This window comes from Bosea sp. 685 (genome assembly GCF_031884435.1).
Lineage (GTDB): Bacteria > Pseudomonadota > Alphaproteobacteria > Rhizobiales > Beijerinckiaceae > Allobosea.
On record NZ_CP134779.1, the window covers coordinates 1,102,830 to 1,123,018 of the forward strand.

A 20,189-nucleotide genomic window follows, 5' to 3' on the forward strand; every position below is an offset into this window, starting at 1 on the left:
ACGAGTGCAGTGAGGGTGTTCCAGGCGTGAAGCTTACGACCTCCGAACCGGGCATGATTGTGTCGGCGCTGGGCCACGCGACGTTTCTCGTCGCGGGGTTGCTGGCGTTCGCCTCGCCGGTGCCGCTGCCGGAGAACGAGGAGGCGATCGCCGTCGAGGTGGTCGATCCCAGCGCGCTGAACCAGGTCACGCGCGGCGAACGCAAGGCCGAGAAGGTCCAGGAGCAGCCGATCCAGCGCGCCGAGCGCCAGTCCGAGATCGTCGAGCGTAAGGAGGCGGGCGAGGCCAAGCTGGACACGCCCGCGCCGCCGAGCAGGCCGGTGGAGCTCAAGATCGCCGACGACAACGCGGCTGCGCCGCTGCCGCCCTCGCGCGCCGCGCTGCTGCCGAAGGCAGAGCCGAAGGTCACGCCGCCGGAGCCGGTGAAGCAGCCGCCGCAGAAGGCCGAGCCCAAGGCAGAGCCGAAGCCCGACCTCAAGCGCGAGGAGCTGGCGAAGCTCGCTGAGGACGCCGAACTCGAATCCAAGGCGAAGCAGGCCGAGGAAGAGGCCAAGGCTGCCGCCAAGGCGAAGTCCGAGGCAGAGGCTCAGGCCAAACAAGAGGCTGCCGCCAAGGCCAAAGCCGATGCTCAGGCCAAGGCGGAAGCCGCCGAGGCCGCGAAGCAGAAGGCGGAGGCCATCGCCAAGGCAAAGTCTGAAGCCGAGGCCAAGGCGAAGATCGTCGCGGCAGCAAAGGCGAAGCAGGAGGCCGAGGCCAAGGCCAAGCGCGAGGCCGAGATCGCCAAGAACTTCAACCCGACCGATATCGCCAAGCTGCTGCAATCGAAGGAGCAGGCGCAATCCTCGGGCTCGGCCGCGCCGCAGGTCAATCGCACAGCTTCGCTGGGCACCGAGCGCGGCGCGTCGCAGAAGCTCAGCCCTTCGCTCAAGGCCCAGCTCATCGGCATTATCCAGGACCAGTTGCTGAAATGCTGGAACGTGCCGATCGCTCTCGCCAACGCCAAGGGCTCGGTGGTGCCCTCGGTGCGGATGAAGCTGAACACGGACGGCTCGCTCGTCGGCCAGCCCGGCGTAGTCAACTCTTCGTCAGATCCGCTGTTCAGGGTGGCGGCCGATTCCGCCCTGACCGCAACCCGCCGCTGCGCGCCTTTGCGCATTCCGGCTCAATTCGCTTCCTATTATGACGACTGGCGCGACGTCGTCGTCAATTTCGACGCAAGGGACGTACTGTGACCCTCATCGACCGCAAAATCCTTTCGCCGGTTGCCAACGGACTGACGCGCCGCGGCGCGCTTGCTCTGGGCGGTGCGGCGTTGCTCGCCCCGGCCGTGGCGAAGGCCGAACTCGTCATCGATCTGCGTGGCGGCTCGTTCCAGCCGCTGCCGATCGCCATTGCCGACTTCGCCGGCGATGGCGGCGTGCTGGTCTCGGGCGTGATCACCAATAATCTCAAGCGCTCCGGCTATTTCACGCCGATCGACAAGAGCCGCCATCCCGACAGGAATCCGCCCTTCGATTCCGTTCCGCAATTCGAGGCCTGGAAGGCGGCGGGCGTCCAGGCGCTGGTGACGGGCCGTGTCTCGCGCGACGGTTCGGGCCGCATCAAGGCCGAATTCCGGCTCTGGGACGTGACCACCGGCACGCAGACCGACGGCCAGCAGTATTTCACCGATCCGAGCAATAATCGCCGCGTCGGCCACATCATTTCCGATGCGATCTTCACCAAGGTCACCGGCGTTGGCGGCTTCTTCGACACGCGTGTCGTCTTCGTCGATGAATCCGGGCCGAAGGAGAACCGGCGCAAGCGCCTCGCCATCATGGACCAGGACGGCGCCAATGTGCGCTATCTCACCAATGGCGACGTCTCCGTGGTGACGCCGCGCTACTCGCCGGTGGCCCAGGAGGTCACCTATATGTCGCAGCGCATGGGCGAACAGCCGCGCGTGCATGTGCTCAACATCGAGACCGGCCAGCGCCAGATCGTCGGCAATTTCCCCGACATGACCTCGAGCCCACGCTTCTCGCCCAATGGGGCGCGCATCGCGCTCAGCCTGCAGCAGGGTGGCAACGCCAATCTTTACGCCATGGATATCGGCTCGCGCACCACGACGCGGTTGACCTCGACGGGCGCGATCGACACCTCGCCATCCTATTCGCCTGATGGCACGCAGATCGTCTTCGAGAGCGATCGCGGCGGTTCGCAGCAGCTCTATCTGATGCCTTCGGGGGGCGGGGAGGGCAAGCGCCTCTCCTTCGGTGCGGGCTCCTATTCGCAGCCCTCATGGTCGCCGCGTGGCGATCTGATCGCCTTCACCCGTCGCGGCGCGGGCGGTTTCGCGATCGGCGTGATGCGTGCGGACGGTTCGGGCGAGCGGGTCTTGACCGAGGGGTTCCACAATGAAGCGCCGAACTGGGCGCCCAACGGCCAGTACATCATGTTCTTCCGCGATCCCGGGGGGCAATCCGGTGGAAAACTATACATGGTCGACATCACCGGGCGCGTCGAAGTGCCGGTGCCGACACCGGCCTTCGCCTCGGACCCGACCTGGTCGCCGCTGCTGACAGCGGGGAGGTGACGTGCCTCCTGTCCTGAGCCCTCATCCTGAGGAGCGGGCGCTAGCCCGCGTCTCGAAGGGTGTTTCAGCTGTCTCGGAAGCCACCTGAAGCGTCCTTCGAGACGCCGCTTCGCGGCTCCTCAGAATGAGGGCTGTGCGGGATCGAGGGACAAAAGGCGATGTATTCGCGCCACACAGCCTGGAAAGCCGCATTTCGCAGCGTTTGGTTAACCATATGCCGCAATGCCGCCACTTCGCCTTGTTTTGGCAAGGTCTCGTTTAGGTTGACGCTTCATTGATGGGCTCCTGTGCAACGCCGTCCGTGAGCCGCGCCCCGCAGATTCGATTGCCCCGGAGTCAAACCATGCTTGCCACTCTTCTTGCCGGCGGCCGCGCCGTCCGCTTCGCCGCCGCGATCGCAGCCTCGCTCGCGCTCGGCGCCTGCGCCAACAACAACCAGAATGCCGACGGTTTCGGCGCCGGCGGCGCCGCCACGCCCGGCAGCGCCCAGGATTTCGTCGTCAATGTCGGTGACCGCGTCTTCTTCGAAACCGACTCGACCGATCTGACGTCGACCGCGACCGCCACACTCGACAAGCAGTCGGCCTGGCTGCAGCGTTATCCGCGTTACACCTTTGTGGTCGAAGGTCATGCCGACGAGCGCGGTACGCGCGAATACAACTTCTCGCTCTCGGCCCGCCGGGCCCAGACCGTGCGCGACTATCTCGCTTCGCGCGGCATCCAGGGCAACCGCATGCGCATTGTCTCCTACGGCAAGGAGCGCCCGGTCGCTGTTTGCAACGACATCTCGTGCTGGTCGCAAAACCGCCGCTCGGTGACGGTGCTCGACGGGGCCGGCGGCGTCTGATCGCCACCCAGCATCCCGATCAAGTTCGGGCCGGCGCCTTCCGAAGAGGAAGCCGCCGGCCCTTTCATATTTTGGCCGTGGTGAGGGCGTGTTATAGCGCCCGAACCAAGCGCAACCGGTTGTCGATAATGCTCAAAGACGTCGCTCTTCACCGCAAGGCCCATTCCCTGCTGGTCGTTCTGGCCGCAGGCTGGATGGCATTCGCCATAGCGGCTCCCGCGCGAGCCCAGGACGCGGCCGAACTCACCGTGCGCACCGCGCGGCTCGAGAACCAGTTGCGTCAGCTCTCCGGCCAGATCGAGCAGCTCCAGTTCGAGAACAAGCGTCTCACCGAGCAATTGCGCAAGTTTCAGGAAGATGTCGATTTCCGCCTGAACGAGCGTGGCGGCGGCCGCACTGGTGGGGCGGCGCCAGCAACGGCGCCGAGCAGCGCGCCTGCCGGCGGCCAGCGCCAGCGGCGCGGAGATGCCTTCGATCCCACGACGCAGCAAGGGGCGGCCGGCGCGCCGCGCTCGCTCGGCGGTGGCGTGGAGGGTATCATCGAGGAGGATTTCGCGGGAGCGCCGGGCCAAGGTCCGCTCGACATCCAGGGCGTCGGACGCACCGTGCCGCAAGGGGCCTTGCCCCCGGCGGTTCCGCGTGGGCCGAGCGTGGCCGCGGCGGGCGGCGTGAGCTCGGCCAAGGAAGCCTATGACATCGCCTACGCCTCGGTGCTGCGCAAGGAATACGAGCAGGCCGAGATGGGCTTCCGCCAGTTCCTGCAGAGCTATCCGCGCGACCGGCTCGCGGCCGACGCGACCTATTGGCTGGGCGAGAGCTATTTCCAGCGCCAGCGCTATCGCGAGGCGGCCGAGCAGTTCCTGAAGATCTCGCGCGAGAACCCGCGTTCCACCAAGGCGCCTGACAGCCTGCTCAGGCTTGGCATGGCTCTGAACGGGCTGGGCGCGCGCGATCAGGCCTGCGCCACCTACGCCAAGGTCGGCGTTGACTATCCCGCCGCCTCCAGCGCCGTGCGTCAGGGCGTCGAGCGCGAGCGCCGCCGCTCCGGTTGCGCTTGAGCGCGCTGCCGGCCTCGGTCGCGGAGCACGAGCCGATCCTCGCCGGCGAGGCGGAGGTGCTTTTCGCCGATCTCGCCCATGAACCCAGATTGCTCGTCGCGGTCTCGGGCGGCCCGGATTCGGTCGCGCTGCTGGCTTTGCTCGCTGAATGGGCAGGCCATCCCGGGCGGCCCGCGATCGTCGCCGCGACGATCGATCATGGTCTGCGCGAAGGTTCCGCGGCCGAGGCGCAGGCCGTGGCCCGGCTTTGCGATGGGCTCGGTGTTCCTCACGCGCTCCTGCCCTGGCTCGGTCCAAAGCCCGCGACCGGTTTGCAAAATCGGGCGCGAACAGCCCGCTACCATCTGCTCGCCCGCGAGGCCGAGCGGCGCGGCGGCGCGGTGGTCGTCACCGCCCATACGCTGGACGATCAGGCTGAGACGCTGCTGATGCGGATGGCGCATGGCTCGGGACCGGCCGGGCTTGCCGGCATGCGGGCGCGCAGCCGCCGGGACGAAATCACGCTGGCGCGGCCGCTGCTGAGCGTCTCCAAGGCGCGGCTCGTCGCCACGGCCCGGGCACGCGGCCTGTGGTTCGCGGCCGATCCGAGCAATCTCGACCCGCGCTTCGAGCGCGTGCGCTGGCGCATGCTGATGCCGGTGCTGTCGGAGGCCGGCCTCGACGCCGGTCGCCTGGGGACGCTGGCGACGCGGCTGGCGCGCATGGAGAGGGCGTTGGCAAGCCGGGCCGAGGCGCTCTGGCCGGCGATCGTTATGCCCTGCGACGAGGCTGGTGCGGTCAAGCTTGGCTTTACTGCCCTGCTCGACCATCCCGAGGAAATGCTGCTGCGCCTGCTGGCGCGGGCCGTCGATAGCGTCGGCGCCGATGAAGACACCGTGGCGCGGCTGGAGAGGCTCGAAAGCTGCGGTTTTGCGTTGATCGAGGCGGCGCGGGCGCGGTTTGCCTTGACACGGACATTGTCGGGGTGCGTGCTGACGCTTGGTCGCGATGGCGTCCTTTGCGTGCGGCGCGAGCCTGTCCGCAAGCGGGGCGTTCACCCTGCGGCGTCATAAGGTCTGGTCGATTGGCCCGTTTCCCTTGGCAAGGGCGTGTGCCGCACCTAGATTAGCCTAGCAAACCCTTGGCCTCCTCCGGCATTCCGGCAGGCCCGATCGGACTGGTGATGAATCCGAACTTCCGTAATTTCGCCCTTTGGGTGGTGATCTTCCTGCTGGTTCTGGCGCTCGTCACGCTCTTCCAGAGCCCAAGCCAGCGCGCCAGCACCAATGAAATTCCCTATAGCCAGCTGATCAACGAGTCGGAGGCCGGGCGTATCGCCAATGTCGTGGTCGCCGGCCAGGAGATTTCCGGCACCTTCTCGGATGGCCGCAGCTTCGTGACCTACGCGCCTTATGGCGACCCGGCACTGCTCAAGACCTTGGCCCAGAAGGGCGTTCAGGTCTCGGCGCGGGCGCCGTCCGAGGGCACGCCCTGGTTCATGGCGCTGCTGGTGAACTCGCTGCCCTTCGTCATCTTCATCGGCCTGTGGATCTTCATGTCCCGCCAGATGCAGAACGGCGCCGGTCGGGCCATGGGCTTCGGCAAATCCAAGGCGAAGCTCCTGACCGAGGCGCATGGCCGCGTCACCTTCGAGGATGTCGCCGGTATCGACGAGGCCAAGGAAGACCTTCAGGAGATCGTCGAGTTTCTGCGCGATCCGCAGAAGTTTCAGCGGCTCGGCGGGCGCATCCCGCGCGGCGTATTGCTGGTCGGTCCTCCCGGTACCGGCAAGACCTTGACCGCGCGCGCCGTCGCCGGCGAGGCCAATGTGCCGTTCTTCACCATCTCGGGCTCCGACTTCGTCGAGATGTTCGTCGGCGTCGGCGCGAGCCGTGTGCGCGACATGTTCGAGCAGGCCAAGAAGAACTCGCCCTGTATCATCTTCATCGACGAGATCGACGCGGTCGGCCGCCATCGCGGTGCCGGCCTCGGCGGCGGCAATGATGAGCGCGAGCAGACGCTGAATCAGCTCCTCGTCGAGATGGACGGCTTCGAGGCGAATGAGGGCGTCATCATCATCGCCGCCACCAACCGTCCCGACGTGCTCGACCCCGCGCTGCTGCGTCCGGGCCGTTTCGACCGCCAGATCGTCGTGCCGAACCCCGATGTCGCCGGTCGCGAGAAGATCCTGCGCGTCCACGTCCGCAAAGTGCCGCTGGCTCCCGATGTCGATCTCAAGATCCTGGCCCGCGGTACGCCGGGCTTCTCGGGCGCCGACCTGATGAATCTCGTCAACGAGGCGGCTTTGCTCGCGGCGCGTCGCGCCAAGCGGATGGTCACCCATGCCGAGTTCGAGGACGCCAAGGACAAGGTCATGATGGGCGCCGAGCGCAAATCCATGGCGATGTCCGAGGAAGAGAAGAAGCTGACCGCCTATCACGAGGCCGGTCACGCCATCGTCGGGCTTTATGTCCCCGCCGGTATCCCGGTCCATAAGGCGACGATCATCCCGCGCGGCCGTGCGCTCGGCATGGTCAAGTTCCTGCCCGAGGGCGACCGCTACTCGATGAAATTCAAGGAGTTCACCTCGCAGCTCGCGGTCGCCATGGGCGGGCGCGTGGCGGAAGAGATGACCTTCGGCATGGAGAACGTCACCTCGGGCGCGACTGGCGACATCCAGCAGGCGACCAAGATGGCGAAAGCCATGGTCACCCAGATGGGCTACTCCAAGGAACTCGGCATGGTCGCCTATGGCGACAACCAGGAGGAGGTCTTCTTGGGCATGTCGATGGGTCGGACGCAGAGCCTGTCCGAGGCGACCGCGCAGAAGATCGATAGCGAGGTCCGCAAGCTCGTCCATCAGGGCTATCTCGATGCCACCGCGATCCTGACCGAGCACCACGAGCAGTTCGTCGCGGTGGCCGAGGCGCTGCTCGAATTCGAGACGTTGACCGGCGACGAGATCCGCGACCTGATCGCTGGCAAGCGCCCGGTGCGTGAGACCGACGACACGCCGCATGCGCCGCGTGGTTCGGCGGTTCCCAGCGCCGGCCGCGGCCGCAAGCGCGGCGAACCCGACGCCGGGCTGGAGCCGCAGCCGCAGCTCTGAGGCGAAACCTCTCCCGATTGGAAAAGGCGGCCGTATCGGCCGCCTTTTTTCTTGTGAGCCACAGTTTTCTCTTCTCGAGATGAGGCTCTGGTTTCGAGTGTAGCTGCCCGGTCGCAGCCAATGGCAGCGTCTTGCGCCTGCTCCGCCCCGTGGTCGGATAGGATTCGTCACAAATCGTGAGAAGGCGGAAACCAATTCCGGCTATAGAAGGAAGCCGGATCGAGCCTGCGGGCTCGTGTGGACAGAGCAAACATGACACGCAAATATTTCGGAACCGACGGCATTCGCGGGCGCGCCAACGGCGTCATCACGCCCGATCTCGCCCTGAAGGTCGGCCAGGCGACCGGCATTGCCTTTCATCGCGGCGAGCATCGCCACCGCGTCGTCATCGGCAAGGATACGCGGCTCTCGGGCTATATGATCGAATACGCCATGGTCGCGGGCTTCACCTCGGTGGGCATGGATGTGATGCTGCTCGGCCCGATGCCGACGCCGGCTGTCGCGATGCTGACGCGCTCGATGCGTGCCGATCTCGGCGTCATGATCTCGGCTTCGCACAACCCCTATGAGGATAACGGCATCAAGCTGTTCGGCCCCGACGGCCACAAGCTCAATGACGAGGTCGAGGCCGAGATCTCGGCCCTGCTTGATTCCGATCTATCGCCGCGGCTCTCAACCTCGCCGATGCTCGGCCGGGCCAAGCGTATCGAGAGCGCCCATGCCCGCTATATCGAGTTCGCCAAGCGCACCCTGCCGCGCAATATGAGCCTGGAGGGTCTACGGATCGTGGTCGATTGCGCCAATGGCGCCGCCTACAAGGTCGCCCCCGAAGCGCTCTGGGAGCTTGGGGCGGAGGTCATCGCGATCGGCGTCGAGCCGGACGGGCTGAACATCAACAAGGATGTCGGCTCGACCCATCCCGCCGCCTTGATCCAGAAGGTGCGGGAATTGCGCGCCGATGTCGGCATTGCGCTCGACGGTGACGCCGACCGCGTGTTGATCGTCGATGAGCAGGGGCAGGTCGTCGATGGCGACCAACTCATGGCCGTGATCGCGCGCAGTTGGCAGGAGGATGGGCGACTGTCGCAGCCCGGCATCGTCGCGACGGTGATGTCCAATCTCGGCCTGGAGCGTTATCTCGGCGGTCTCGGCCTGTCGCTGGCGCGGACCTCAGTCGGCGACCGCTATGTGCTCGAGCATATGCGCGCTCATGGCTTCAATGTCGGCGGCGAGCAGTCCGGCCACATCATCCTCTCCGATTACGGGACGACGGGCGATGGGCTGGTCGCTGCGCTGCAGCTTCTTGCTGTGGTGAAGCGCAAGGACAAGCCGGTCTCGGAGGTCTGCCACTGCTTCGAGCCGCTGCCGCAGATCCTCAAGAATGTACGCTACAAGCAGGGCCAGCCACTCAAGGAGAAGCCCGTGGTCAGCGCTATCGAGGCGGCAACGCTATTGCTTGGCGCAGGCGGGCGGCTCGTCATCCGCCCGTCGGGCACCGAACCGGTGATCCGGGTGATGGCGGAGGGCGATGACGCTGACCTCGTCATGCGCGCGGTCGACGATGTCGTCGAGGCCGTGACGAAGGCGGCTGCTTAACGACAACTCGGCCTAGGCCGGAACCAGGTCGTCATTCCGGGTCTACACTTGCCGGGTCTACGCCTCGCTGCGCCCGGAATGGCGACGCGTTACCCAGACAAGACAATAGGAAGAGGCTGTGTCACCAGACAGCCGCGAAGGCTGCGCTTTCAGCTTTTTCACCCACTGCGGATATCGGCGGATTGGCTGGCCGTTAACCCGAAACCCGTTGCGGTTAGGAATTCGGTAAGTATTGAGGCGAGCTTCATTCTTTTTTCAGGTTAAGCGTTAGGGTTAAGTCTCATTTAAGAAATCCCTGCCAACGTCCTTCCTATCGGTAACTCGCGCGAGCTGCGTTCTTGGCGTCGCGCAAACTCGAAGGACACTGCCATGGGCAGCCTGAAAATCCTTGCGCTGGCAGGCGTCATGGCTGTCAGCGCCTCCGCGCTCGCAACCGCCGCCGATTATATGCCGGCTCCGCCGCCACCCGAGCCGCTCGGCCTCAAGGGCTCGATCTCGAGCGGCGTCTATCTCCGCGGCGATATCGGTGTCGGCTATCAGTCGATCAGCAAGTATCATCAGGACGATGTCGCGGCTTTCGGCGGCAGCTTTTTCGGAGCGGCCGAAGGCAACCACGCGGTCTTCGGCGGGCTCGGCATCGGTTACCGCTTCAACAACTGGTTCCGGGTCGATGCGACCGGCGAATATCGCGGCGGCTCGACGATCGGCGTCAACGACATCATCTACAACCCCTTCGCAGGGGTGAACCAGACGAACACCTACAAGGGCAACCTGTCCTCGATGGTGGCGCTGTTCAACGGTTATGTCGATCTGGGTACCTGGAACTGCCTGACGCCTTATATCGGCGCCGGTATCGGCTATGCGTCGAACAGGATCACGGGCCTGACCGATCAGGGCATCGTCGGCATCTCGCCGACGCTTGGCACGGCGGCCAGCGGCACCAAATCCGGCCTCGCCTGGGCGCTGATGGCCGGCGTCGGTTACGAGGTGAACAAGAACCTCACGCTTGAACTCGGCTATCGCTACCTCAATCTCGGCGATGCCCGTTCGGGTTCGATCAACAACGCCTTCCTGGCCGAGAGCTATGCGCCGCTCAAGGCCAAGGACATCGACAGCCACGATTTCCGGATCGGCATGCGCTGGAACTTCGGCGAGTCGGATTGCTGCGGCCCGGTCGAACGCCCGGTGGCTTATGCGCAGCCGACCGTGCGCAAATACTGAGAGCTGGCCAAATCTCGCATTCTGGCGGCGCGGACCTCGGGTCCGCGCCGTTTTCGTTTCGGACTGCTGCGATCAGCGCAGCAGCGAGCGGCCGGTCATCTCGCTCGGCTGCGGCAGGCCGATCAGGGCGAGCAGCGTCGGGGCGATATCGGCGAGGCGGCCTTCCGCCAGGGTCATGGCGCCGCTGCCGACCAGCATGATCGGCACGGGGTTGGTGGTGTGGGCGGTGTGCGGCTCCCCCGTCACCGGATCGACCATCAATTCGCAATTGCCATGGTCGGCGGTGACGATGAGCGAACCGCCTGCTGCCGTGATCGCGTCGGCGATGCGCCCGAGGCCGGCATCGACCGTCTCGACGGCCTTGATCGCGGCTGAGAGCACCCCGGTATGGCCGACCATGTCGGGGTTGGCGAAGTTCAGCACGACGAGATCGTAGGCACCGGACTGGATCGCTTCGACCGCGCGCTGAGCCAGTTCGGGCGCCGACATTTCGGGCTGCAGATCATAGGTCGCGACCTTGGGGGAGGGCACCATGACGCGGTCCTCGCCCGGATAGGGCGTTTCTTCGCCGCCATTGAAGAAATAGGTGACGTGCGGGTATTTCTCGGTCTCGGCCATGCGGACCTGCGTCATCCCGGCCTTGGCGACGGTCTCGCCGAGGCCGTTGGCGAGCGTCTGCGGGGCGAACAGCGCCGGCATCAGCGGGTCGAGCTCCGAGCTGTAGGAGGTCATGCTGACAGCCTTGGCGAGCACGGGTCGGCGCGGACGCACGAAGCCGGTGAACTCGGGCTGAAGCACCGCGCCGAGAATCTCGCGAATCCGGTCGGAGCGGAAATTGAAGCTGAGCAGTCCGTCGCCGTCCTGCATGCCGCTAAAGCCTGCGATCACGGCAGGCTTGATGAACTCGTCGGTCGTGCCTTGCGCATAGGCGCTGGCGATCGCGGCCTGCGCATCCGCGAAGGCCTGCCCTTCGCCCAGGACCATGGCGCGCCAGGCCTGCTCGACTCGTTCCCAGCGGTTGTCGCGATCCATCGCGAAGTAGCGGCCCGACAGCGTCGCGATCACAGCCTGCGGTGGCAGTGCGGCGCTGAAGGCTGCGATATAGGCGGCAGCCGATTGCGGGGGCGTGTCACGTCCGTCGGTGAAGATATGGACGCGGACCGGGATACCATGCCGGACCAGGATTTGCGCCAGCGCGACCGCGTGATCCTGATGGGCATGGACGCCCCCGGGCGAAACCAGCCCGAGCAGATGGCAGGCGCCGCCGCTGGCCTTCAGAGCCGCGATCAGGCCTGTGCCCTCCAATGCGCGTGCGATCGAGCCGTCGGTGATCGCCTGGTTGATGCGCGGCAGATCCTGCATCACCACGCGGCCGGCGCCGAGATTGAGGTGGCCCACCTCCGAATTGCCCATCTGGCCACCCGGCAGGCCGACATCGAGGCCCGAGGTCTTCAGTGTGGCGTGCGGGGAGGCGGCCCAAAGCCTGTCGAAGTTCGGCGTGTTGGCGAGGCGGACGGCGTTGTTCTCGCTCTCCCCGCGGCAGCCCCAGCCATCGAGGATCATCAGCATCACAGGGCGTTTGGGCATGGGCTGTCCTTACAGGCGCGGTTTCGGAGCAGGGGAGGCCGATAGCACGACCCGGTGTCACGAGCGAGGCGGCGCGCCCGCGCTTGACGCTCAAGCGGGTCCACGCATTCTTGATGGGCGAAGGGTCGCCGGCCGCTCGCTCTTTGATGAGAGACGGATTCAGATTTCAGGAGATGACGCGTGATCAAGTTCTATTATCACCCTTCGCCGAACCCCGCGAAGATCGCCCTGTTCCTGGAAGAGGCCGGTCTGCCCTATGAAATCGTACCGATCGACACCCGCAAGGGCGAGCAGTTCAAGCCGGAATTCCTGGCGATCAACCCCAACGCCAAGACGCCGGCGCTGACCGATGGTGACGTCACCATCTTCGACAGCAATGCGATCCTGCTCTACCTCGCCGAGAAGACCGGCCAATTCCTGCCGGAGAATACGCCGAAGGCGCGCGGTGAGATGCTGTCCTGGCTGATGTTCGTGGCGACCGGCATCGGCCCCTATTGCGGCCAGGCGGTGCATTTCAGCCGTTTCGCACCGGAGAAAATCCCCTATGCGATCAATCGTTATGCCCGCGACGCCGAGCGGCTCTGGGGCATCATCGACGCGCAGCTTGGCAAGCATCGTTATATGCTGGGCGATGCCTACACGCTGATCGACATGTCGGTCTGGGGTTGGTCCACCCTGGCGCAGTTCGCGCTTGGCGACGAGGCCTTCGGCAAGCTGCCGAACGTCAAGCGCCATCGCGACGAGATCTCGGCGCGTCCGGCGGCCCAGCGCGCCGTGGCGCTGAAGGACAAGTTCGCCTTCAAGACCGAGTTCGACGACGAGGCGCGCAAGTTCCTGTTTCCGCAGAATGCGCATCTGGCGGCGTGAGCCAGCTCGCTTTCTGAGCCAAGCCGCTTCCTGAGCCAAGCCGCGGCCTGGCGAATCTTCCGCGTCAGGCCGCGATCACGAAATCGAAGCGGCCGAGCTTTCCACCCTCGGCCGCGCGGATCTGCATCAGGAGCGACTTGTCGTAGATGCCGTCCCTGGCATTGGCGGGTTCATCGGGGAAATAGAGTTGCGTTGTCAGCACGGGGCCGCTGCCGGCCCGCAGCTTGACGTGGAAATGCCGCGTCCGACCCGGATAGAGCCCGGGGACGCGGGTGATGAACTGGTAGCGGCCCTGTTCGTCGGTGAACTGGTGGCCGCGAAAGCGGAAGCCGGAATTGTCGTAATCGCCACCGTCATTGGCGTGCCAGAGATCGACCAGGGCGCCGGTGACAGGGCGGCATTGCCGGGTCAGGACGAAGCCGGACAAGGCGAGGATGTCGCCGGGGCCGTCCCCGCGCAAATCGCGCTTCAAGGGCGATGACGGGACGAAATAAGGGCCCTCCGTCTGCCGCTTCGTCGTCGCGGCTGGAGCGCCGCAAGCGGGCGTCAGCGGCAATTCGGCCTCCTGTGCCACGACAAGGCGCGGCAATGCCAAAGCGGCGAACCCGGCCGCGGAGAGGCTGGCTGCAACGAGGTCGCGTCTGCTGATCATGGTGTCGGCTCCGGTTGGAGTTCGTCGTCTAGCCTATCAAGAGGGCTGAAAGCCGGCGCCTGCTTGTCTGCGTTTTTCTCAACTCCGTTCCGCGGGATGACGCTCCTGATTTGCAGGAAAGCAGTGGCAGCGCGGCTGGTTTCGCGGCAGTGTCGCAGCGACGATTCCGCGCCCGCCGCTTCAGGCTCCGGCGCGCTCCCATGAGGATGGAATGCCGACCGATATCGAAATTGCGCGCGCGGCGACGCTGAAGCCGATCGCAACCATCGCCGACAGAGCCGGCATTCCCCAGGAGGCCCTCAACCCCTACGGCAAGTTCATCGCCAAGGTCGATACATCGGCTATTCCCGATTTCGCGAGCAAGCCCGATGGCAAGCTGATCCTGGTCACGGCGATCAGCCCGACGCCGGCGGGCGAGGGCAAGACGACGACGACAGTGGGGCTCGGCGACGGGCTTTCGCGCATCGGCCGGAATACCATGATCGCGCTGCGTGAGCCTTCGCTGGGGCCCTGCTTCGGCGTGAAGGGCGGCGCCGCTGGCGGCGGCTATGCCCAGGTCGTGCCGATGGAGCAGATCAACCTGCACTTCACCGGCGATTTCCACGCCATCACCAGCGCACACAACCTGCTCGCGGCGATGATCGACAACCATGTCTATTGGGGCAACGCGCTCGGGCTCGACACTCGCTACATCGCCTGGCGGCGGGTGATGGATATGAACGACCGGGCCTTGCGCTCGACAGTCTCCTCGCTTGGCGGGGCCAGCAACGGCTTTCCACGCGAGGACGGCTTCGACATCACCGTCGCCTCCGAGGTGATGGCGATCTTCTGCCTGGCGAAGGATCTGCCCGATCTGGAGGAGCGATTGGGCCGGATCGTCATTGGCCGCACGCGCGACAAGCGCCCGGTCACGGCAGCCGAGCTCAAGGCGACAGGGGCGATGAGCGTGCTGCTCAAGGACGCCGTGATGCCCAATCTGGTGCAGACGCTGGAGGGCACGCCGGCCTTCGTCCATGGCGGACCCTTTGCCAATATCGCCCATGGCTGCAATTCGGTGATCGCAACGCGGGCCGCCCTCAAGCTCGCCGATTATGTCGTGACGGAAGCGGGCTTTGGCGCCGACCTCGGGGCCGAGAAGTTCTTCGACATCAAATGCCGCAAGGCCGGCCTCAAGCCAGCTGCTGCCGTCGTCGTGGCGACCGTGCGCGCCTTGAAGATGCATGGCGGCATGGCCAAGGACAGCCTGGCCAAGGAGGATCTCGCGGCGCTCGAGGCGGGGCTCGCCAATCTGGCGCGGCATGTCGAGAACATTCGCAAATTCGGCGTGCCACCGATCGTGGCGATCAATCATTTCACCAACGACACGGCTGCCGAGCATGATTTGATCCGCAGCTTCTGCCGCAACCATCTCGGCGTCGAGGCGGTGATCTGCCGCCACTGGGCAGAGGGCGGAGCCGGCACCGAGGAGCTGGCGAACAAGGTCGTGGCGCTGGCGGAGGGCGGCGAGGCCGATTTCGCGCCGCTCTATCCCGACGTCATGCCGCTCTGGGACAAGCTCGAGACGGTGGCACGCGAGATTTATGGCGCCGCCGGGCTCGTCGCCGACGCCAAGGTGCGCGCGCGCTTTGCCGAGCTGGAGGGCGCCGGACACGGGGCGTTGCCGGTCTGCGTGGCGAAGACGCAGTATTCCTTCTCGGCCGACCCGACGCTGCGCGGCGCGCCTTCGGGCCATATGGTGCCGGTGCGCGAACTCAGGCTCTCGGCCGGTGCAGGCTTCGTCGTCGCGATCTGCGGGGACATCATGACGATGCCCGGCCTGCCGCGTGAGCCTGCGGCCGAGCGCATCCATATCGATGCGGCCGGGCAGATCGAGGGGTTGTTCTAAAACGCGGCGTCATCCCGTGCGCGCCGCGGGATGACATCCCTTAGAAAGCGAGCTGTACCTTCATCGCCTTCGACTTGTCGGCGGCGAGATCGAAAGCCTCGATCGCGCGCTCGACCGGGATCGAGGCCGTCAGCAGCGGCGAGAGGTCGATGCTGCCCGAGCCGATCATCGCCACCGCCCAGTCGAACTCCTCATGGAAGCGGAAGGAGCCGCGCAGGTCGAACTCCTTGGCAACGAGCACATTCATCGGCAGGGTGAAATTGCCGCCGACGCCGATCTGCACGATGGTGCCGCCCGAGCGCACAACGTCGAAGGCTCCCGTCAGTGCGTGCTGATTGCCTGAGGCCTCGAACATCACGTCGAAGGCGCCCTTCTCAGCACCATATTCCGCCTTCAGCCGCTCCGGTTCGGCCATGACGTTGATCGCTGCGGTCGCGCCCATCTTCAGCGCTGTCGGCAAGGGACCATCGACCACATCGGTCGCGACGATCTCGGAGGCTCCCGCCGCCTTGGCCGCGACCATGGCGAGCACGCCGATCGGGCCTGAGCCCGTCACCAGCACGCGTTTGCCGAGCAATGGACCGGCGCGCTTGGCGGCATGCAGGCAGACCGAGAGCGGCTCGGCGAAGGCGGCCATGGCCGCGCTGACACCGGCTGCGACCTTAACGGCCTGGCGCTCCTCGACGACGAGGATGTCGCGGAAGCCGCCCTGGACATGGGGAAAGCGCATCGCCGAGCCGTAGAACAGCATGTCGGTGCAGTGCTGCTGCTGGCCCATCTGGCAATAACGGCAGCGTCCGCAGGCGCGGCTGGGATTGACCGCGACGCGGTCGCCGGGCTTGACGCGCGAAACCTCGCCGCCCACGGCCTCAACCGTGCCGGCGATCTCATGGCCAAGGATCATCGGCTCCTTGACGCGGATCGTGCCGAAGCCACCATGCAGGTAATAATGCAGGTCGGAGCCGCAGATGCCGCCGGCCTCGATGCGCACCCGGACATCGAGCGGCCCGAGCTCCGGCGCGGTCGTCTCCTCGACGCGCAGATCCTTCTCGGCATGGATGACGACGGCGCGCATGGCGTTCTCCCAGTGCAAGACTGATGTACGAGACTTGGCGATCTACGAGACTTGGCGATCTCGGCCCAGCTTGCGATTGTCTAATCGATTGAAAGATGCTTACCGAAATCGAGCCCGCGCAGGCAAACGCAAACTGCGCAGGTCAGACGCGCCGTAACCGGAGATCCACCGATGTCGCTTTCGCTGTTCAGCCTCGCGGGCAAGATCGCCCTGATCACCGGCTCCGGCCAGGGCATCGGACTGGCGCTTGCCGAGGGTTTGTCGGAAGCCGGCGCGCATGTCGTGCTCAATGGCCGCGACAAGGCCAAGCTGGAAGCGGCGGCGAAGACGATCTCGGCTGCCGGCCGCGAGGTCTCGGTCGCCCCCTTCGACGTCACGGATCAGGCGGCTGTCGAGGCCGGCGTCGCGATGATCGAGGCCGAGATCGGGCCGATCGACATTCTGATCAACAATGCCGGCATGCAGAAGCGCGCGCCCTTCACCGAGTTCCCGGTCGAGGGCTGGCACGAGGTCATGGCGACGAACCTGCATTCGGTGTTTTATGTCACGCAAGCCGTGACCAAGCGCATGGTGCCGCGCAAGCGCGGCAAGGTCATCAGCATCGGCTCGGTGATGAGCGAGCTCGGCCGCGCCACGATCATCCCGTACACCGCCTCCAAGGGCGCGGTGAAGATGATGACGCGGGGCCTGGCCGCCGAGCTCGGCAAGCACAACATCCAGGCCAACGCGATCGGGCCGGGCTATTTCACCACCGAGATCAACAAGGCGCTGATCGCCGACGAGGCGTTCTCGGCCTGGGTCAGCAGCCGCACGCCGGCAGGCCGCTGGGGGGAGACGAAGGAGCTGGTGGGCGCCGCAATCTTCCTGTCTTCGGCGGCATCGGACTATGTCAACGGCCATCTGCTGATGGTCGATGGCGGGCTGACCTCGGTGGTGTGACGGCGCCTAGATCACGTGGCATTCGCATTTGAACCACGCCGTCATCCTGGCCGCAGCGAAGCGGAGCGCCGGGATCCATCATAAGGCTCTGACGCTCTACGATGGATCCCGGGACGCCCTGCGGGCGCCCAGGATGACGCAGTGGTTCCGAGGCCAACGATGACATTCAGTTGCGCTTCTCCTGCGGGTCCGGGTGCCCGTCGATGCGCATCTGGAAGAGGAAATAGGTCGGCGAACAGAAGCCGTAATCCTTGACCAGATCGGCCGCGCCGGGCACGTCGTCGGGCATTGCCTGGCACATGTAATCCTCCCGGCAGAAGCGCGTCGCGCTGCAGGTGCCGCGATTGCCGCGCGTGACGGATTTGGCGAGGCAGGCGTCGAAATTATTGGTCGCGACGCAATCGTCGAAGGCCTTGCCACCGGCGAGGCCGCAAATCTCGTCGGGCGTCTTGCCGCCCGCAAAGCCTGCGAAATTCTTGTCGGCGGCGTTGCATTGGCGATAGGCCATGCCGCCGGGCACGCCGATCTTGGCCGGCCGGCAATTGAAGCTGTCTTGCGAGAAGCTTTTGGCGAAGGCGCCGAACTGCCCCGTCAGTTTGTATGTGTCGAGATAGGGCTTGCCGACGACCGTCGTGATTGCGCCGGAGAGGCAAGGCTGGCCTGAAAAATTGCGTGCTTCCTCCAGCTTCAGGCATTGCCCGAGCCCGGGGCCGACAGAGGGGTTGGCGATGATCGCCTTGCAGGTCGAGCCGCTGCCGCAGGTCCAGTTTTCGCCGAAGCTCGAGCGGGCTGCATCGGTGAGGCATGGCATCGTCAGCCCTGCAGCGCGATAGCTGAACGGTTTGCCGGGCTGCCAGCTGGCGGGCGGCGCGAAGGAGAGGGGGCGATAGCGGTCGGGTTCGCGGCCTGCCGCCATCGCCTCGATATAGGCCGCGCGGCGGATGGTCTCGGCGTGGAAATGCGGGGAGACGCCGGTCTTGATCCGGTTCAATGGCGATGTGGTGGCGTCGTCGAGCCCGAACATATGGAAGCCGGCCGTCGCATTGGCCTGATGGCAGCCCATGCAGGTGCCGTTGTCCAAGCGCTCGATGATGCCGCGCTCCGTGCGGACCAGTCGCGTCGCGCCCAGATCCAGGCCGGCCAGCGCACCGGCCGGCAGTATCTCGGTGAAGGGGTGGTTGGCGAGGCGGGCGCTGCCGAAGGTCGAGTACGAGATCGCCTTCGTCGCCAGAAAGCGCGTCGGCAGCAGGTAGACGCCCTGGTCGATCGCCGGAACATGGTCGCGGACATAGTCGACGAGGTCCTTGCGTAGAGCCGCGTCGGCCTTCAGGCGGGGAATGTCGGGCGTGTTTTCCAACGGCTTGGGCGAAAGCGTCAGGGCGCCATCCTGTCTCGCGGTGGCGAAGACCCGTAGCAGATAGGCGGCCTGTCCGCCGAACTGCGTTTCCATGCCGGAGGGAAAGCGCACGATCTGCGCATTGATCTCGACCTGCTTCAGGTTCAGCCGTGCCCGTGCGAGCGGTCCCTCGATGATCGTCCTGGCGCTGACTGCAGCCTCCACGCTCGCCTGCAGGGGCAGCCAGAGCGCGGCCATATCGTTGCAGGTCTCGCCGGGCAAAGCCGCGGCCGTGAAGACGGCGTTCAGCGTGAAAGGCAGGCGCGAGGCGAGCTGGCGCTTCAGTTTCGTATCCTGGAACGCATAGGCGAGGCGATAGATCAGCCGAACCTCGCCGCAGCCGGTCTCGCCGCCGAGGCTGGCGAAATCGTGCCGGTCGAGCCGGTTGACGACGGCGCTCAGCCGAAACTGCGCGATCGGCGAATTCAGCCAGCCGAGATCGATGATGCGGCCAACATTGCCATCGGTGACTTCGAACAGCTTGCGTCCGTTGACTGCCATCTCTGCACGCAGGCCCGAGACGTCGTCGCGGAGATGGCTCGCGATGACGCGGAAGGCTGCGCTGGCGCGCGTGAGATCGGCGGTCGATGAGGCCTGCGCCTGTCCGAGGATCGCACCGAGAGAAAAGCCCGCGGCTTCGATCTGCCGCAAGGTCGCGACGTCCTGGATGTCGGTCAGTGCGGGCCGGCGATTGGGAGGCTGCTGCGCCGAGAGTTCGACCGTCGCCATTGCCAGGACGAGCGAGGCGAGGGCGATCCTGAGGCCAGTCGACCAGCGCATCCGCTCTCTCCGCACTGAGGCGCCGTCTCGCAATGACGCTAAGGATAGCGAGTGAGCGGTGCCCTCGTCTAGAGCAGTTTCCGATCCAATTGGATCGTTCAACAGCTCTAGCTCTTTGTTTTAATGCGTTTTCTCCGCGCAAACGCTTCGCGTTTGTCGCGGGGGAACCGGTGTCCACTTCGCTCGAAAACGCTCTCGCGGTCGCAGGCTTCAGGCCGGCTTGCCGTCGCGGGCCTTGCTGGCGCGCAACTCGAATTCCTGGCGGATCGCCTCGAGTTTCTCCTCGTCGAGCTCTTCCAGATCGAGCAGTTCCTCGCGCGCGCCCTCCAGCCGCACGATCAATTCGTCGAGCTTGATCTGCATCGCGGCGCTGTCACGATTCTGGCTGTTCTGGATGATGAAGACCATCAGGAAGGTGATGATGGTCGTCGAGGTGTTGATCACCAATTGCCAGGTGTCGTTGAAGCCGAAGAAGGGCCCCGATAGGCCCCATAGGACAATTACCGCGACGGCGATGACGAAGGTCTGCGGCCTGCCCGCCCAACGCGCCGTCGCCTGTGACAAGCGGGTGAACAGCGAGCGATCGGTCAGCAATGCGACAGGAGACGGCATGGCGATTTTCC

General features: G+C 65.5%; 16 protein-coding genes. 11 read left to right on the plus strand and 5 right to left on the minus strand.

Translation table 11 applies throughout. The features are described 5' to 3' along the window. Positions 1-26 precede the first annotated feature (26 nt). From tolA to RMR04_RS06340, 8 genes are all read left to right on the plus strand, one after another. The gene (gene tolA, locus RMR04_RS06305; RefSeq protein WP_311913604.1) at positions 27-1,232 is read left to right on the plus strand and encodes a cell envelope integrity protein TolA; all 1,206 of its coding nucleotides are present in this window, start codon (positions 27-29) and stop codon (positions 1,230-1,232) included. Positions 1,233-1,273: 41 nt separating this feature from the next. Beyond that, positions 1,274-2,575, plus strand: a complete 1,302-nt coding sequence (gene tolB, locus RMR04_RS06310; RefSeq protein ID WP_410492253.1) for a Tol-Pal system beta propeller repeat protein TolB — start codon at positions 1,274-1,276, stop codon at positions 2,573-2,575. 343 nt (positions 2,576-2,918) lie between these two features. Continuing rightward, positions 2,919-3,422, plus strand: a complete 504-nt coding sequence (pal, locus tag RMR04_RS06315) for a peptidoglycan-associated lipoprotein Pal (protein WP_310147614.1) — start codon at positions 2,919-2,921, stop codon at positions 3,420-3,422. Between the two features lie 128 nt (positions 3,423-3,550). Then, positions 3,551-4,480 (plus strand): tol-pal system protein YbgF, encoded by a 930-nt coding sequence (gene ybgF / locus RMR04_RS06320; protein ID WP_311913605.1) that lies wholly within the window; start codon positions 3,551-3,553, stop codon positions 4,478-4,480. Beyond that, positions 4,477-5,532: a tRNA lysidine(34) synthetase TilS gene (gene tilS / locus RMR04_RS06325; RefSeq protein WP_311913606.1), complete on the plus strand. Its 1,056-nt coding sequence runs from the start codon at positions 4,477-4,479 to the stop codon at positions 5,530-5,532. The genes ybgF and tilS overlap by 4 nt, the downstream gene beginning before the upstream one ends. Positions 5,533-5,642: 110 nt before the next feature. Beyond that, the gene (gene ftsH, locus RMR04_RS06330; RefSeq protein WP_311913607.1) at positions 5,643-7,568 is read left to right on the plus strand and encodes an ATP-dependent zinc metalloprotease FtsH; all 1,926 of its coding nucleotides are present in this window, start codon (positions 5,643-5,645) and stop codon (positions 7,566-7,568) included. 252 nt (positions 7,569-7,820) lie between these two features. Beyond that, positions 7,821-9,164: a phosphoglucosamine mutase gene (glmM, locus tag RMR04_RS06335; protein WP_311913608.1), complete on the plus strand. Its 1,344-nt coding sequence runs from the start codon at positions 7,821-7,823 to the stop codon at positions 9,162-9,164. 369 nt (positions 9,165-9,533) lie between these two features. Further along, positions 9,534-10,385: an outer membrane protein gene (locus RMR04_RS06340; RefSeq protein WP_311913609.1), complete on the plus strand. Its 852-nt coding sequence runs from the start codon at positions 9,534-9,536 to the stop codon at positions 10,383-10,385. Between the two features lie 72 nt (positions 10,386-10,457). On the opposite strand, the gene gpmI is transcribed toward RMR04_RS06340, so the two are convergent. Continuing rightward, positions 10,458-11,972 carry a 2,3-bisphosphoglycerate-independent phosphoglycerate mutase gene (gene gpmI, locus RMR04_RS06345; protein ID WP_311913610.1) on the minus strand — a complete coding sequence of 505 codons (1,515 nt, stop codon included), beginning with the start codon at positions 11,970-11,972 and terminating at the stop codon, positions 10,458-10,460. A gap of 180 nt (positions 11,973-12,152) precedes the next feature. Here gpmI and RMR04_RS06350 point away from each other — a divergent pair, with 180 nt between their 5' ends. Beyond that, on the plus strand, positions 12,153-12,839 hold the full coding sequence (locus tag RMR04_RS06350; protein ID WP_311913611.1) for a glutathione S-transferase family protein: 687 nt from the start codon (positions 12,153-12,155) through the stop codon (positions 12,837-12,839). Between the two features lie 64 nt (positions 12,840-12,903). Here RMR04_RS06350 and RMR04_RS06355 read toward each other — a convergent pair whose 3' ends face one another. Beyond that, positions 12,904-13,491 (minus strand): dioxygenase family protein, encoded by a 588-nt coding sequence (locus tag RMR04_RS06355; RefSeq protein WP_311913612.1) that lies wholly within the window; start codon positions 13,489-13,491, stop codon positions 12,904-12,906. Positions 13,492-13,702: 211 nt separating this feature from the next. Here RMR04_RS06355 and RMR04_RS06360 point away from each other — a divergent pair, with 211 nt between their 5' ends. Then, entirely contained in the window at positions 13,703-15,376 is a 1,674-nt protein-coding gene (locus RMR04_RS06360; protein ID WP_311913613.1) for a formate--tetrahydrofolate ligase, read from the plus strand. 40 nt (positions 15,377-15,416) lie between these two features. Here RMR04_RS06360 and RMR04_RS06365 read toward each other — a convergent pair whose 3' ends face one another. Then, positions 15,417-16,451, minus strand: coding sequence for an L-idonate 5-dehydrogenase (locus tag RMR04_RS06365; RefSeq protein WP_311913614.1), 1,035 nt, complete (start codon positions 16,449-16,451; stop codon positions 15,417-15,419). Positions 16,452-16,622: 171 nt separating this feature from the next. Between RMR04_RS06365 and RMR04_RS06370 the strand changes: the two genes are divergently transcribed. Further along, positions 16,623-17,390 (plus strand): SDR family NAD(P)-dependent oxidoreductase, encoded by a 768-nt coding sequence (locus RMR04_RS06370; protein WP_311913615.1) that lies wholly within the window; start codon positions 16,623-16,625, stop codon positions 17,388-17,390. A gap of 166 nt (positions 17,391-17,556) precedes the next feature. On the opposite strand, the gene RMR04_RS06375 is transcribed toward RMR04_RS06370, so the two are convergent. Together RMR04_RS06375 and RMR04_RS06380 are read right to left on the minus strand one after the other, a co-directional pair. Continuing rightward, positions 17,557-19,566 (minus strand): hypothetical protein, encoded by a 2,010-nt coding sequence (locus RMR04_RS06375; protein ID WP_311913616.1) that lies wholly within the window; start codon positions 19,564-19,566, stop codon positions 17,557-17,559. Positions 19,567-19,776: 210 nt separating this feature from the next. After that, positions 19,777-20,178: a low affinity iron permease family protein gene (locus RMR04_RS06380; protein WP_311913618.1), complete on the minus strand. Its 402-nt coding sequence runs from the start codon at positions 20,176-20,178 to the stop codon at positions 19,777-19,779. Between the last annotated feature and the right edge of the window lie 11 nt (positions 20,179-20,189).

Excerpts from the sequence above, each read along its gene's own strand:
- pal (WP_310147614.1), top strand. The coding sequence starts at position 2,919 with ATGCTTGCCACTCTTCTTGCCGGCGGCCGCGCCGTCCGCTTCGCCGCC.
- gpmI (WP_311913610.1), bottom strand. The coding sequence starts at position 11,972 with ATGCCCAAACGCCCTGTGATGCTGATGATCCTCGATGGCTGGGGCTGC.
- RMR04_RS06355 (WP_311913612.1), bottom strand. The coding sequence starts at position 13,491 with ATGATCAGCAGACGCGACCTCGTTGCAGCCAGCCTCTCCGCGGCCGGG.
- glmM (WP_311913608.1), top strand. The coding sequence starts at position 7,821 with ATGACACGCAAATATTTCGGAACCGACGGCATTCGCGGGCGCGCCAAC.
- RMR04_RS06370 (WP_311913615.1), top strand. The coding sequence starts at position 16,623 with ATGTCGCTTTCGCTGTTCAGCCTCGCGGGCAAGATCGCCCTGATCACC.
- RMR04_RS06360 (WP_311913613.1), top strand. The coding sequence starts at position 13,703 with ATGCCGACCGATATCGAAATTGCGCGCGCGGCGACGCTGAAGCCGATC.
- ftsH (WP_311913607.1), top strand. The coding sequence starts at position 5,643 with ATGAATCCGAACTTCCGTAATTTCGCCCTTTGGGTGGTGATCTTCCTG.
- RMR04_RS06340 (WP_311913609.1), top strand. The coding sequence starts at position 9,534 with ATGGGCAGCCTGAAAATCCTTGCGCTGGCAGGCGTCATGGCTGTCAGC.
- RMR04_RS06375 (WP_311913616.1), bottom strand. The coding sequence starts at position 19,566 with ATGCGCTGGTCGACTGGCCTCAGGATCGCCCTCGCCTCGCTCGTCCTG.
- ybgF (WP_311913605.1), top strand. The coding sequence starts at position 3,551 with ATGCTCAAAGACGTCGCTCTTCACCGCAAGGCCCATTCCCTGCTGGTC.
- RMR04_RS06365 (WP_311913614.1), bottom strand. The coding sequence starts at position 16,451 with ATGCGCGCCGTCGTCATCCATGCCGAGAAGGATCTGCGCGTCGAGGAG.
- RMR04_RS06380 (WP_311913618.1), bottom strand. The coding sequence starts at position 20,178 with ATGCCGTCTCCTGTCGCATTGCTGACCGATCGCTCGCTGTTCACCCGC.